We start from the raw sequence: 12,593 nt of genomic DNA on the forward strand, positions 1-12,593 counted from the left end.
TGTGTCATCCGACGGCCGGCGGCTGCGCCGCGAAGCGCGGTGGCGTGTAGAGATGCTCGCCCACCCGTTTGACCAGGCGTGCCATCTCGTAGGCGACCAGGCCGATGTCCGCGGTCACGGAGCTGAGTACGGCGAGGCAGGAGCCGTCACCCGCCGCTGCCACGAACAGGAAGCCGTCGTCCATCTCGACCATGGTCTGGCGCACTCCCCCGGCCCCGAAGTGCCGGCCCGCACCTTTGGCGAGGCTGTGGAACCCGGAGGCGACCGCGGCGAGGTGTTCGGCGTCCTCTCGGGTGAGGGCGGTCGAGGCGCCGACGGCGAGTCCGTCGTTGGAGAGCACCACGGCGTGCCGTACCTCACCGACGCGCAGCACCAAGTCATCGAGCAGCCAGTCGAGTTCGCCGGCCCTGCCGGCGGTGATGCTCTGATCCTGGATCATGCGTGATCTCCTTCGGTGCTGTCACTGGCCGGGGCGGCCCCTGGGATGTCGGGGACCGCGCCGACGATGCCCGGTCGGCGGCCGCCGCCGCGGGCCCAGCCGTCGCGGTAGGCGGACATGCGGTCCCGTGCCTCTTCGGGGCTGCGTTCGGTGTCTTCGCGGACGCTCACGGATCCGGCCGCGTCGTCGCGGGGTCGCTCGCGCAGTTGGGGGGCCAGGCTGGCCTGGCGCACGCGGCGCGGGAGGTCGTCCGAGGGCTCCGGGACGCTGTCGGGTTCCGAGTCCGGGGGCTTGTGCAGGCGGAGAGCGGTGACGCCCGGGGGTGTCGCCGCGGGGGTCTCCGTCGACGCGGCCAGTGCGGGGCGGGGGGCCGGAGCAGGCACGGAGTTGCCGTTCATCGGTGCGGCATCGGGTACGCGCGCGTGCCCGTTCTGTTCGCGGTCACGTTCCATGGTGTGGGCTCCGGGGCTCTCCGGCGTGGTGCTCTGCAGCAGTGCGGTGGGCAGGAGGACGACCGCGGTGGTGCCGCCGTAGGGGGACGTGCGGAGGTGCACTTTGATCCCGTGCCGGGCGGCGAGCCTGCTGACCACGAAGAGGCCCAGTTGGTCGCTGTCGAACAGGTCGAGTGCTTCGGACTGCTCGATGCGGCAGTTGGCCTCGGCCAGGGTCTCCGCGCCCATGCCGAGGCCACGGTCCTCGATCTCCAGGGCGTAGCCGTTGCCGACGGGTTCGCCGTTGACCCGCACCTTGGTGTGGGGTGGCGAGAACTGGGCGGCGTTCTCCACGAGTTCGGCCAGGAGGTGGGTGAGGTCGGCCACGGCGGTGCCGACGACCGCGGCTGCGGGGAGTTGTCGTACCTCCACGCGCGCGTAGTCCTCGACTTCGGAGACGGCCGCACGGACGACGTTCGTCAGCGAGACGGGCAGGCGCCAGGCGCGCCCCGGCGCGGCCCCGGAGAGGATGATCAGGCTCTCGGCATGCCGCCTCATCCGGGTGGTGAGGTGGTCGAGCCGGAAGAGGTCGCTGAGTTCGTTCGGGTCGTCCGCCCTGCGCTCCATGCTGTCGAGGAGGCTGAGCTGGCGGTGGACGAGAACCTGGCTCCTTCGGGCGAGGTTGACGAAGACGCCTGAGATGCCGCTGGCGAGTTCGGCGCGCTCGATGGCGGCGCTCAGGGCCGCCCGGTGCACCGTGCCGAGCGCCTCATAGACCTGTCCCGTCTCGTCCTCGGTGGGCGGGCCGGGTGGTGCTTCGGCGTGGATGTCGATCTCCTCGCCGGCGCGCAGCCTCCGCATGGCGTGTGGAAGCTTGTGGCGGGCGATCTCCAGCGCGCCGTTGCGCAGGCTCACCAGCTCGACGACCAGACCTCGCCCGATGCGTACGGAGATGACCAGTGAGGCGGCGACGGCCACGAGCCCGAGCAGCACGGCGGCGCCCGCCGGTGTGAGCAACCCGCGGGTGAACGGGTCGGCCCGGTCGGCGGCGCTGCGGCTCGCGCCCACGTCGATCGCGCGCAGCTCGTCCCGTATGGCCGCGTGGGACCTGTCCCACGCGGCGGCCGATGACGCGTCGGCGGCTTCGCGGCCCGGTGGTGCGACGAGCACCTTGTCCTCGACGGCGCGCACATCGGCGTACGCGCTTCCCTCCACGAGGTCCTGCCAGGCTGCTCGTTCGGGTCCGCGCAGATCCGCCACCGTCGCGTCGGTCAGGGTCCGACGGGTGTCGACGGCTCCGGTGAACTGCCGCAGTCGCTCGCCGTCCAGGGAGCCGTCGAGCCGGGCGCTGGACACGACTGCGTCCTCGCGCGCCAGCATCTCGGCGGCCCTGGAGAATTCGAGCAGCACGCGCGCGTCGGAGCCGAGCTGGGCGTCCTGGACGCCGGTGAGTGCGCCGCCGACCCCGAAGGCGGCCGAGATGGTCTTCGTGTACTGGCCGTAGGTCGCGTCCCAGCCCGTGCGCCGGCCGAGCACGTCGGTCCGCAACGTGCTCAGGCCCTCGGCCGCGGAGACGAACGACGTAAGCCTGGACGCCACGCCGGTGGGCAGATCGGCGCCGTCGGCGACCGTCCGGCCCTCGCCCCGCCGCAGCTTCGCCACCGCGCGGTCGGTGCGTTCCGCCTGCCTCTTGAGTTCGCTGCCACGGTCGGGGGCGGGCTCGGTCGCGTAGCGCACGGCTGCCACACGCTCGGCCTGCAGTGCGGCGATGGCCGTGTCGACGGGGCCGCGCACCTCTGTGTCGGCGCGCTGCAACTGCCTGAGGTGCGCGACGTCTTGGGCCGTGCTGACCGTGGCGTACCCCCACAGCCCGAGCAGGGAGACGACCGGCACCATCAGGAGGCACACGATCTTGGCTCGTACGGTACGAGGGCGCGGCCACCACGAGCGCTCGCGCGACGCGGGGTGCGTCAGCGGTCCGGGCTCCACGGGGGCTTCCGCGTCGGGCCGTTCGTCGGCGGGCGGTCCCGCGTGTGCGCGTCGACCGCGTGCCGGGGCCCCGGGCTTCGGCGGCGCTATGCCGTCGGCCGGGTCGGGGGTCCTACGGGGTGTACGCATGGCCTCCTCGCTCGGAAAGATTTCGGGGCGTGTGTCCGCCCGACCGTGAACCGGTCCGGGTGCGCCGCTACGGGGCGGCACGCTCCACCGGTCGCTGGGCCGCCACGGAGGCCTCACGCTCCCCCGAGGTCGGGGAGAGCGCGACGAACGCCGAGGTCAGGAAGAGATAGGACCCGAGGCCGACCGCGAGGGGGAAGATGAACTGCATGGTCGTCGCGCCGGGCAGTGCCGCACCCGACTCGGTGACCCGCACGCTCACGGCCAGCATTCCGGTGTAGTGCATGCTGCTCACCGCCCCGCCCATGACAAGTGACGCGACGGCGACCGCGAGCGGCGACTTGATGTTGAGCGCCGCCCACAGGGCCGCGGTCGCGGCGACGACGGCGATGACCACGGAGAGGCCGACCAGCACGGGGTCGTAGCGCACGTCGCCGTGCAGCCGCAGCGCGGCCATGCCCAGGTAGTGCATGCTCGCGACGCCGAGCCCGGTGGTGAGCCCGCCGAGCGCGAGCGCACGCCCACGATCACGGCCGTAGCCGACGGCGAAGACACCGACTCCGACGACGGCCATGGCGACGATGAGGCTCAGGATCGTCAGGGGCACGTTGTAGTGGATCTCGGTGCCGGTGACTCCGAAGCCGAGCATGGCCACGAAGTGCATCGTCCAGATGCCCGTGCCGATGGCGGAGGCCGCGGTGATGAGCCAGTTGCGGCGTGACGCGCCCGTGGCGCCGAGCGCACGGACGGTGCAGCGCAGCCCGAGAGCGGCGCCGATACAGGCCATCGCGTACGACAGCACGGGGGTCAGCCATCCGAAGGTGGCGTGGTCCAGGTGTCCCATGGCTCCGGGACGCTAGTCCGGACAGGGGCGCACAACGGGGGCGCAGTTCGAAAGGTGTTGGAATATGACAGAGAGAGGGTCCTGAACGATCGCGTCACGCTCGAACGTGTGCCCCCAGCGCGCATGCGAGTCGTTGAGCAATCATGGCCACATGAGCGATGACCACACGCGTGTCCGTGACTTCTTCTCCGCCCGAGCGGCCGACTGGGACACCCGGTTCCCCGATGACGGGCCCGCCTATCGGGCGGCCGCGTCCGAACTCGGCCTGCGCCCCGGCGACCGCGTCCTCGACGCCGGGTGTGGCACCGGACGTGCGCTGCCCGCGCTCAGGGAGGCCGTAGGGCCCTCCGGAGTCGTACTCGGGGTCGATCTGACTCCCGCCATGCTGGAGGCAGCCACACGGGCGGGCAGACACCGCGAAGGGCAGCTCCTGCTCGCGGACGTGACCCGGCTCCCGGTGCGCGACGCGGTACTCGACGCCGTGTTCGGCGCGGGGCTGATCTCCCATCTGCCCGATCCGGCGGAGAACCTGCGGGAGTTGAGGCGTGTCGTACGCCCCGGAGGGTCCCTCGCCCTTTTCCACCCCATCGGCCGGGCGGCGCTGGCCGCGCGACAGGGCCGACAGATCACCCCGGACGATCTGCGGGCCGAGGCGAACCTTCGCCCGTTGCTCGCCGGTGCGGGCTGGCAACTGACGTCGTACGTCGACGAGGACGCGCGGTTCCTCGCTCTGGCCGTACGAGAGGGCTAGGCCCCCCGGGGCTGGCTGCACGCCCCCAGGGGGCTGATCACTGGCGTCCGGCGACGGCGGAGGCGAACACCTCCGGGTTCTCGAACATGACGTTGTGCCCCGCCTTCGGCACGGTCACCACTCGTACCCCGGATGCCATCAGCTCGTCCGCACCCATGAGTTCCCCGCTCCGCGCTCCCTGCAAGAAGACCCGCTCCACGGGCAGCTCCATGAGCATCGCGCGCATCGTGGGCTGCGTACCTCTCACAAGTCCTGTCGCGCTGCGGTGCAAGGCGCGAGGGTCGGCGAGCCGCATGGTCGCCGCCCACAGGGGGCCGATCTTGTCGAGCACGCGCGCGTGGCCGTCGGCCACGAAGTCCTCCTCTTCGTAGGCCGCGATGCCGCTGCTGCCCGCCGTCACGGCCGGGTTGGGGTCGAGGTTGGCCTCGGTGAGGACCAGTCGTGACACCAGGTCGCTCCGGCGGTGCGCGAGCACGATGGCGACGGAGCCGCCCATGCTGTGCGCGACGATCTCCGCTCCGGTCACCTGGGCCTCGTCCAGCGCCGTGGCCAGAGCGTCGGCGTGTTCCTCCAGGGAGTAGCCGAAATCCGCCGGGCGGTCGCTGATGCCGTGGCCCGGCAGGTCGACGAAGAGCGACCGGCGTCCGCTCAGTTCGGGCCTGGCCGCGATGTGCGCGTGATAGACCGTCGACGCCGCGCCGAGCCCGTGCACGTACACCCGGGCCGGGTTCGATCCTTCGCTCTCCGTCCAGCGGACACAGCTGCCCTGCGCGTCGAACTGTGCCTGTCGCATCGCCACTCCCTCACTCGCCTGCCCTGGCTCCTGAAGGAGAATACATCGGCACCGATGTATTACGAGTGGGAGGTACCCCGCTGGTGCGGCAGAATGCACGGCATGCTCGAACTGGCCATCCTCGGATTCCTCTACGACGCACCCCTGCACGGTTATGAGCTGCGCAAGCGCATCACCGCCCTGACCGGGCACGTACGACCGGTCGCGGAGAGCACGCTGTACCCCGCCATCAAACGGCTGGAGAAGGCCGGCCTGCTGGCCCGCCAGACGCAGCCCGGCTCCGTGGCGGCCCCGCGCCATGTCCTGAACCTCACCGCGGAGGGCCGGAGCGAGCTGCGCCGCAGGCTCACGGAGCCTCAGCAGGCCGACATCACCGATGAGAACCGCTGGTTCACGGTCCTCGCATTCCTTCGCCACGTCGACGACAAGGCAGCCCAGGCCGGCGTTCTCGAGCGCCGCCTGGCGTTCCTCGAGGAGCCTGCCAGCTTCTTCTACGACGGTGAACGGCCGCTGGGCGCCGAGGACCTGGACGACCCGTTCCGACGTGGCATCCTCACCATCGCCCGCGCGACGAGCCGCGCGGAACTCGCCTGGCTGCGGACGACGTTGGATTCACTGCGCTGAAGTTGAGTTCATTGCGCTGAAGTTGAGCTCACTCCGCTGAGGTGGCCGCCGACTCGTCCGTGTGCGCCACCGGGCAGCCCCGGACGCCGGGCACCGGGAACGTGCCGAGCTCGCCGACCCGGTACCCCTTCGGGTAGCTCTTGATCTCCCAGTTCTGCCGGGCGTAGTGCGGTGCGTTACGGGGCGGCATCAGGCGCACGGCACGGCCGCGCAACCGCACCGCGCGCCTGACCAGCGTGCGGGCGGCGGAGCTGGGCGGTTCGTAGCGGAAGGCGCGCAGAAGGGGCTCGTCGAGCAGCGCGAGGGTCGAGGCACGCAACACGGGCGCCAGAGGACGCGGGTACCAGGAGGCCATGAGGTCGAGGGTCGCGTCGGAGACCTTGCGCGCGCCCTCGTCCCACGCGAAGTGGGCCTCTTCGTAGGCATCGAGACACTCCTCGAAGGCTTCGTAGGAGTCCGGTACGTCCTGGATCCCCATATGCCGCCCCAGGGTGCGGTAATAGACAGCCGCCGCAGTCGTCTCGTGGCGTGACAGCTTGCGCCATCCGTAGGCGTCGATCCAGCGCTTGGGCATCACCACGAACGTGCACAGCACGTAGCGCATGTCTTCATTGCTGATGTCGTAGCTGCGATGCATCTGATTGATACGACGGATCGCGGTGCGTCCTTCGTCCGTACCGAAGCCGTGCTCCACGACGGTGTCCAGGAGCAGGGCCGTGTCGTCGTACCGCTTCTGCGTACGGTCCGTCAGTTCCGCGGTCTCGGCGAGGAGCCGACCGATGCTGGGCACGGCGTAGGTGCGGTAGAGCGCAAGCTCGAGAGCGCGGGTGTAATCCCAGGGGAACTCGTACGTCGCGGTGAGCCGGTAGATCGTCAGGGCGTCCTTCTCCGGGTCGAGACGCCGAATCTCCTTGAGCCGGTCATAACGCTTCACCGCACCGTCCCCCTTCTGTCGCCGGAGCTCCAACTCTACGTTGGGGTACAACAGATGAGTGATCATCAGCGGCAACCACAACCGGGGGAAGGTGGCCCACATGTTCGACAAGCTCCGCAAGCTGTGGCGCTCGGACGAAGCTGTTCGCGTCAAGAAGGAGGAGCGCCCGCACAATCTCTTCGAGGCGGCTGCCGTCTACGTGGCGGCGTGCGCCGAGGACGACCAGGACCGCCAGGACGAAGCGACGGGCTGGGTGTCGCCGGAGGCTCTGTCCTTCGGTGTGAGCGAACTCGCCTGCCGAGCGCTCATCGCCCTGGCCCGGGAACGCGACGAGTCTCCGACGGACGTGGCGCGTACGCTCCTCGGCCTGCCTGCCGCCTGACGTCCGTGTGCGTGGGATCGGGGCAGGCCAGTGCCTCGTGGAGGGGGTTGCCTGTCTCGGCCGCGTGCGCGAGGCGTTCTCGGACCTCGCGCGGGGTGCCTGGGCGGTATCCGGGGCCGCCGCAGCAGCCCTGCCGGAAACGGAGCCCGGAGAGCAGGACCGCGCTCAAGGCGCGCCAGGCAGCCGTATCACGGCGCTTGGGCACGGCGAGCGCGGAGCCCGCGTTGAGCAACTGACCTCCGCACCGAGGGCAGATGTCGGCACGCACGCGGCCGTAGTCGGCCGACTTCTTGAAAGAAGCGCGGCACGGCAGACAGACGAAGTGCGAACTGGCTCTGGGCATGACACCCAGCGTAGGCGTCCGGAACGTGGGCGTACGAGCGAGTTTCCCGGTGCGTACGAGCGCTCTTCCTGATCACGCACCCCTCGACGATCAAGCTGACCTGTGGTTAGGGTGCGCCGACGGATGAAGCGATGGGGAGGCTGGCATGGCCGGAACGGACGACGCTGTCGCCGCCGAGGACGACGCGCTGTACGTGCTGACCGCGGTGCTGCTGACACCCGCGAAGTTCCCGAGTGTCCTCGGCGACGACTATCCGGAGGCGTGCGCGGCCCTGGGGCTCGCCCCGCTCGCCGCCGGTTACGGTCTGGTGCTCGGTCAGGACGGTGCGGGCGCCCGCTGGACCGTCGTGGTCGACGACGTGTCCCTCGTGGCCGTCGCCATCGCCTCCTGGGACTGCGGCATGGAGTACGACCTGTCGCTCGACGAACGTACGGTGGTCGCCGCGCTGCCAGGCTGGCCGCTCGCGGTCGCCGTCGCCGCGCCCAATGTGCCCGCTCCCCACGACCCCGAGCCCGAGGAAGCGGACCAGAAGCCGCTCTCACCTCCACAGTCCGACACATGGGGCCCCGCTCAACGTCGGCTCGGCGCCGACGAGATCGCGCTCCAGTGGGCGGCGTGGCGCGAGCAGATCGACGACGCGGACTTCTTGACCGACAGTGCCGAGGAGGACCCGGCGCAGGAGGGCGAGACCACCGGCCAGGAGAGCGGCGAGCCTTCCAAGGCCGATGCGGACGCCCCCACTGACGCCGACGCTGATGCCGATCAGGCTCCGCTCACCGGCGTACGTCGCGTGCTGGCAGAAGCACGGGCCTACGTGAGCACTCCGCCGCCCCTGGGCCGCGTGCGGTCGTCGTTCGCCTCCGGAGAGGCGCGCACCCTGCGTGCCGACGGTCCTGGCTGGTCCATGGTCGCCAGGACCGACGACATCGCGTTCGTGCTGCTCGACGAAGAGCCGGGAGAGGTGCTGCCGGTGGGCCGCGGGCCCGAACTGCCCTGGCTCCTCGACGCGCTCGACAAGATGGCCGTACGCCCGGCCTGATCCCCCTCCCCCCTGCCCCCTGGTCCCGTGTCTCGTCAGGGCTTCTGCTCGGGGTCGAGGAGAAACGCGGCCATCGCCGTGTCGTGGTCCGCGTGATCGCGCAAAGCCACCAGTTCAGCGCGCCAGGCCTCGTCCCACGACGTCGCCCGGCCACCGACGCGCACCAGCGCGAGCGCCATCGCTCCGGCCACTGGAGTACCTCGTTCACGCAGCAGGCGGGCCGCGGCGCGCAGGGCCGCACGCGCGCGTGGCGTCGGCGTATCGAGGTGGAATCCGCTCCCCAGGGGCAGCCTTTCGGGGCGTTCCTCGACCAGATCAAGCAGCCGCTGCCAGCGCGCTGCGTGATGTTCGCCGTGGCGCAGGGCGGCCAGCGAGGTGTCCCATGTCAGGGCCGCAGCATCGGCATACAGGCCCACGGCGTGCAGCGACAGGGCCAGGGCGTCGGCGATGAGGAGCGTCTGGGCAGAGCCTCGCCGGACGCGTACGGCCTCGGCGATGCCCGAGAGGCGCCGGAGCGCGTCAGCGCGCACCTGCGGATCCTGGGTGACGGCCAGTTCCTGAAGCCGCCGGATGACGCCCTTCAGGATGGGCCCTCCTACCGGCCCCAGGGGGAACCAAGCCAACTGCTGTGCGGCCGCGTCCCACTCCCGTCGAGGCCGCCCCGGGTCCGTGGCGACGTCGGCAACGGCCCGCATGGCGTCGGCCGATTCCGGTGTGAACCAGGCGGGCAGGGCGCGGCACGCCGCGACTACGGTCTCCTGGTCACCGTCCCTCACCAGGCGGGCCAGAAAGTCCGCGTAAGCCTCCCCCGCGGATTCACTCACGGGCCCCACGCGCGCGTGAACCACCGCTTCCCGTACGGCGGGTTCGTCCGCCGCACGGGCCAGGCGGTCGGCTACGGCGGGGTGGTCGATCGAGGAGATGAGATGGCGCGCCACGACGGCGCGTACGTCACGGTGTTGCCGCGGTGCGTCCCAGGCAGCCACCAGAGCGTCGAACGCCGCGTCCCCGGTGAGCGCGCCGAGGGCTCGGACGGCTTCCTTTCGGGAGCCGACGGGGGCATCCGCCGCACAGGCCACGGGGGCGAGCAGGGCGACCGCCTCCGCGTCCGGCACCGCCTCCAGGAGTCGACGGACAGACGCCATGGCGGCCCGCCCCCGGACGCCGCCCGTCGCGGCGTGCCGTAGCAGGATGTCCAGCAGTGGCTCCGTGACGGGCGGTGCGCCGTCGTGAGCCGCACTGAGGACGTCCCCCAGCGCGCCAAGTGCTGCCGCGGCGACAGGCTGTGGCGCCGACTCCACGAGTGTGGTGAGCAGCGCCGGGTCGTGCACCTGCGTTGCAGCGTCGGCACGGGTGCGCAGGGGAGCCAGTTCGTCGGCGGCCACGCGCGCGTGGTGTTCATCCCACGCGCGGCGTTGTTCGGGCAGCCAGCGACCGGTGACACCAGGGTGCAGCCCCGGGGCCCAAGAAGCGGCTCGGGGGCGTAGCCGGCCTGTGAGCCCTTCCCGGGCTGCGAGCAGCACGGAGTCCAGCAGGTCGGTGCGACGGGTGACGACGGTGCGCAGGATGGTCGGCACGGCTGCGAATGAGGCGTCGCAACCGACCAGTTCGGCGCTGCGTCGCTCCCGTAGCTCCGCCGGTTCCGCCCAGGCTGCTGCCGCGCGGGCGGCGAGGTCCGGGTCGTCGGACTCCAACGCCGTGGCACGCATCAGTGCGTCGAGTTCCGGCAGCGCGGTGAGGTGCGGAGCAAGGAGTTCCGCTAGGGCGGTGCGGAGATCGGGGCGCGGCGGTGTGCCCGGCAAGGTGGCGGACCAGACGGCACGCGCGGCTTCCTCACCGATGCGCAGCGGCGCGCCCGTCTTGCGGGAGCGCGGGTCGGAGACGACGTGGCAGAGCAGTTCCGTCGCGTAGGCCGCACGGTTGAGCCTGCCGGTCGCCGCGGCGCTCTCGGCGGCGCGGCGGAGCAGTTGGTCCGCCGCGGCCAGGGTGTGGGAGGTCGAGTCGCGGGACTGGACGGTGGTCAGCGCCGCGTCACGCAGGACCCGGTCGGGCAGCGCCGCGAGCAGACGCGGGGGCGCCCCCGCGAGCTGCTGGAGGGCGGCCCTGCGTACTTCCTCCTGGTCGTGCCAGGCCCGCTCGCAGTCCCCCGCGATCCGCGCGAACTCGTCCGGGTCGCCTTCGAGTTCCGCGCACGCGAGCAGCGCGGGCCAGGCCATCAGGCGCTGGTGGATGCGGTGCTGCCCGGCCATGTCGCGCAGCACCGGTTCTCCCAGGGCGAGCGGGAGCGCGACGGCCAGTCGGCTCGATGTCCACTCCTGACGGGACCAGCGCTCCACCCAGGGCATGACGAGTGCGGCCCTGTCGGCCGGCTCCAGAGCCGTGAGGGTCGCCACGGGCAGGCTCCGCACCGAGCGGCGACGGGCGGTGCGTTCCTCGACCAGACGGCGGCGTTCCGGCGCGGGCAGCAGCACCAGCAGGCTGTCGGGCTCGATGTCGTGGCGTCCCGGCCCGCGGTGCCGTGGCTGCGTCACGGGGCAGCGACGGGCGAGGTCCACCAAGTCCGCGGGTGGAAGGGTGTGCAGGGCTCGCAGCGTGGCGGGCGGCAACGCCCCGGCTGAGATCCGCAATTCGCGGGATGAGCCGTCCTGGTCCGGTGGGGCCGCGCGCAGGATCTCGAGGACTTCGGCCGGACGACGCAGCAGCGTACGGGCGGCTCGCGAGGTCAGGAGGTGCGGGGCCCGTGCCAGAAGCAGCAGTCCGGCTTCCGGGTCGCGTTCCGCTGCCGCGCTGGCGACCGCGCGGTTGCGGCCCGTGAAGCGATGGCGGTCGTGGTTGGCGCGGCTCTCGCCGCGGGTGACGAGCAGTTGGGCCACGGCGAGCGGCGCGGTGCGGGTCAGCGCGCTCAGTACGCCCGGAGGCGGATCGAGTCGGGGCAGCCACGCGACGGCCGTCTCGGCGGGGCAGGCGGGCAGGAGGCGGGCGGCGTCCCGGGCGCCGAACCGTTCGTGGATCTCGGGCAGCAGGCGTGCGGCGAGCGTGCGTCGGCGGCTGAGGCGCAGGACGCGGTACGTCTCGTGCCGTACCGCCCGGATGTCGCTCAACGCGAGCTGTTCCAGGGCCGCTTCCGGAACGGGAAGCCGGATGGCGGCCGAGAGGGCGCGGCGGCGCAGGTGGGGATCGGTCAGGGCTTCGGCGATGGTGGTGAGGTCGCGCCGGGCAACGGCGAGGAAGAGGCCGGTGTGCCGTTCGTCAGGTGTGCCGGCGGCGAGAGCCGCGCGGAGTGTGCCGTACGCGTCCTCGGTGAGCGCGCGGGCGTAGCGGGCGAGGGCGCTCATGCGGGCCGGGAAGGGCAGCGGGTCGAAGTGGGCCTTCAGCCAGGCCGATGTCAGCGGCGCGGGAAGGGGCTGAGGCTGGGGGGACGGCGTCTGCGACGCCTCGTATGCGGCCATCAGCGATCACCGTGGGATCGCTGGGCCTCCTTTCGGGAAGTCATGTGGGACATGGTCACCGCCGGTCTGCTGTGGCGCAATGGGTTTTCCGCTCGCGGCGCCGCCCAGAGGCGGGACCGCGAGCGGAGAAGCCGTCAGGGCCTGGGCGCCGAGCGTCCGCACATCCCTGTGGTGCCCGCTGCGAGGTGCCGGGTCAGTGGCCGATCTCCTTGCGCGAGACGCGGCGCAGCCTGCGCCGCTGTCCGGGGTCGAGGGTCAGATAGGCCGCGGCCGGGACCCCGAGCACGATCAGGAGGGCGGCCCACCAGGGCAGCCAGATCAACAGGATGATGCCGGCCGCCACACCTCCTGCGGCGATCTTCGCGTTCTTCGACATGTGCGTCGCCTCCTTCGCGGCTGCTGCCGCTCTCTGTCTTGAGAAACGGGCTCGGGCCGCCCACGGTTCCAGA

At 71.6% G+C, this 12,593-nt stretch carries 11 protein-coding genes; 4 read left to right on the forward strand and 7 right to left on the reverse strand.

Going from position 1 to position 12,593, the window contains the following annotated elements:
• Nucleotides 1–4: 4 nt before the first annotated feature.
• The 3 genes from E5671_RS06600 to E5671_RS06610 form a co-directional block, all read right to left on the reverse strand.
• Entirely contained in the window at nt 5–439 is a 435-nt protein-coding gene (locus E5671_RS06600) for a roadblock/LC7 domain-containing protein (protein WP_160502908.1), read from the reverse strand.
• Entirely contained in the window at nt 436–2,988 is a 2,553-nt protein-coding gene (locus tag E5671_RS06605; protein WP_160502909.1) for a sensor histidine kinase, read from the reverse strand. The genes E5671_RS06600 and E5671_RS06605 overlap by 4 nt, the downstream gene beginning before the upstream one ends.
• 67 nt (nt 2,989–3,055) lie before the next feature.
• Entirely contained in the window at nt 3,056–3,829 is a 774-nt protein-coding gene (locus E5671_RS06610; protein WP_160502910.1) for an MHYT domain-containing protein, read from the reverse strand.
• A 151-nt stretch (nt 3,830–3,980) separates the two neighbouring features.
• Here E5671_RS06610 and E5671_RS06615 point away from each other — a divergent pair, with 151 nt between their 5' ends.
• The gene (locus tag E5671_RS06615; protein WP_160502911.1) at nt 3,981–4,580 is read left to right on the forward strand and encodes a class I SAM-dependent methyltransferase; all 600 of its coding nucleotides are present in this window, start codon (nt 3,981–3,983) and stop codon (nt 4,578–4,580) included.
• A gap of 37 nt (nt 4,581–4,617) precedes the next feature.
• Here E5671_RS06615 and E5671_RS06620 read toward each other — a convergent pair whose 3' ends face one another.
• Nucleotides 4,618–5,373 carry an alpha/beta fold hydrolase gene (locus E5671_RS06620; RefSeq protein ID WP_160502912.1) on the reverse strand — a complete coding sequence of 252 codons (756 nt, stop codon included), beginning with the start codon at nt 5,371–5,373 and terminating at the stop codon, nt 4,618–4,620.
• 102 nt (nt 5,374–5,475) lie between these two features.
• On the opposite strand from E5671_RS06620, the gene E5671_RS06625 reads away from it, so the two are divergent.
• Entirely contained in the window at nt 5,476–5,997 is a 522-nt protein-coding gene (locus tag E5671_RS06625) for a PadR family transcriptional regulator (protein WP_160502913.1), read from the forward strand.
• Between the two features lie 28 nt (nt 5,998–6,025).
• Here E5671_RS06625 and E5671_RS06630 read toward each other — a convergent pair whose 3' ends face one another.
• Nucleotides 6,026–6,931, reverse strand: coding sequence for an oxygenase MpaB family protein (locus tag E5671_RS06630; RefSeq protein ID WP_336605682.1), 906 nt, complete (start codon nt 6,929–6,931; stop codon nt 6,026–6,028).
• 100 nt (nt 6,932–7,031) lie between these two features.
• Between E5671_RS06630 and E5671_RS06635 the strand changes: the two genes are divergently transcribed.
• Nucleotides 7,032–7,313 (forward strand): hypothetical protein, encoded by a 282-nt coding sequence (locus E5671_RS06635; RefSeq protein ID WP_160502914.1) that lies wholly within the window; start codon nt 7,032–7,034, stop codon nt 7,311–7,313.
• A 488-nt stretch (nt 7,314–7,801) separates the two neighbouring features.
• On the forward strand, nt 7,802–8,695 hold the full coding sequence (locus E5671_RS06640; protein ID WP_160502915.1) for a hypothetical protein: 894 nt from the start codon (nt 7,802–7,804) through the stop codon (nt 8,693–8,695).
• Between the two features lie 35 nt (nt 8,696–8,730).
• On the opposite strand, the gene E5671_RS06645 is transcribed toward E5671_RS06640, so the two are convergent.
• Entirely contained in the window at nt 8,731–12,144 is a 3,414-nt protein-coding gene (locus tag E5671_RS06645) for a hypothetical protein (RefSeq protein ID WP_160502916.1), read from the reverse strand.
• Between the two features lie 193 nt (nt 12,145–12,337).
• On the reverse strand, nt 12,338–12,520 hold the full coding sequence (locus E5671_RS06650; RefSeq protein ID WP_160502917.1) for a hypothetical protein: 183 nt from the start codon (nt 12,518–12,520) through the stop codon (nt 12,338–12,340).
• Between the last annotated feature and the right edge of the window lie 73 nt (nt 12,521–12,593).

This window comes from Streptomyces sp. BA2, assembly GCF_009769735.1.
Taxonomy (GTDB): Bacteria; Actinomycetota; Actinomycetes; order Streptomycetales; family Streptomycetaceae; genus Streptomyces.

Excerpts from the sequence above, each read along its gene's own strand:
- E5671_RS06605 (WP_160502909.1), bottom strand. The coding sequence starts at position 2,988 with ATGCGTACACCCCGTAGGACCCCCGACCCGGCCGACGGCATAGCGCCG.
- E5671_RS06620 (WP_160502912.1), bottom strand. The coding sequence starts at position 5,373 with ATGCGACAGGCACAGTTCGACGCGCAGGGCAGCTGTGTCCGCTGGACG.
- E5671_RS06645 (WP_160502916.1), bottom strand. The coding sequence starts at position 12,144 with ATGGCCGCATACGAGGCGTCGCAGACGCCGTCCCCCCAGCCTCAGCCC.
- E5671_RS06625 (WP_160502913.1), top strand. The coding sequence starts at position 5,476 with ATGCTCGAACTGGCCATCCTCGGATTCCTCTACGACGCACCCCTGCAC.
- E5671_RS06635 (WP_160502914.1), top strand. The coding sequence starts at position 7,032 with ATGTTCGACAAGCTCCGCAAGCTGTGGCGCTCGGACGAAGCTGTTCGC.
- E5671_RS06640 (WP_160502915.1), top strand. The coding sequence starts at position 7,802 with ATGGCCGGAACGGACGACGCTGTCGCCGCCGAGGACGACGCGCTGTAC.
- E5671_RS06610 (WP_160502910.1), bottom strand. The coding sequence starts at position 3,829 with ATGGGACACCTGGACCACGCCACCTTCGGATGGCTGACCCCCGTGCTG.
- E5671_RS06650 (WP_160502917.1), bottom strand. The coding sequence starts at position 12,520 with ATGTCGAAGAACGCGAAGATCGCCGCAGGAGGTGTGGCGGCCGGCATC.
- E5671_RS06600 (WP_160502908.1), bottom strand. The coding sequence starts at position 439 with ATGATCCAGGATCAGAGCATCACCGCCGGCAGGGCCGGCGAACTCGAC.
- E5671_RS06615 (WP_160502911.1), top strand. The coding sequence starts at position 3,981 with ATGAGCGATGACCACACGCGTGTCCGTGACTTCTTCTCCGCCCGAGCG.